The 525-nt window shown below is 39.6% G+C and carries 1 protein-coding gene; it reads left to right on the top strand.

Annotated features, from left to right (window positions below; translation table 11 throughout):
* A partial coding sequence (locus tag F0226_RS22405; RefSeq protein WP_171737699.1) for a GNAT family N-acetyltransferase occupies nt 1-282 on the top strand: 282 nt, incomplete at its 5' end.
* Nucleotides 283-525: the final 243 nt, after the last annotated feature.

Genomic DNA, 525 nt, shown 5'->3' with positions numbered 1-525 from the left:
AAGCAACTCACTTCCAATCATGTTGAATTGAAATCAATGAGAACTTCTAATTCATCACGAAAGTCCGGTGTTGCAACTAAGTTGTTAACTCATGCTTTGAATACTGCTAGCGATAAGGGGTACAGTAAAGTTAGCCTTGAAACCGGTACTCAACAATTCTTCCAACCAGCTCGAAACTTGTATGAGAAATTCGGGTTTACTTATTGCGAACCATTCGCCAACTATGAACTCAATCCACATAGTCACTTTATGACAAAGGAATTGGTGGAAAAATTCGTATAACAAGCAATTTAAGCAGACTGTCAACGTTTGGCATTTTCAACTTGGTTTAGCTTCAGTGATTTAGGTGTTAATTTTGAGTGTATTGGTAGCGTTGTCAGCTACTTAATTGGGCGTTATGGCGCAGGGCGAAAATGGACAAAATCGTAGAATTAATCAAGCAAGACTCAACTAGGTTAAAGGCCTTAGATTGTGTTGCACAACTGGGTTTGCCTCAGTGCTTTATAGCCGCTGGCTTTGTTCGTA

Source organism: Vibrio sp. 99-70-13A1, from assembly GCF_013114625.1.
Classification (GTDB): Bacteria; Pseudomonadota; Gammaproteobacteria; order Enterobacterales; family Vibrionaceae; genus Vibrio.
The sequence above is the reverse complement of the archived record's forward strand: the minus strand, read 5'-3'. Positions and strand labels throughout refer to the sequence as shown.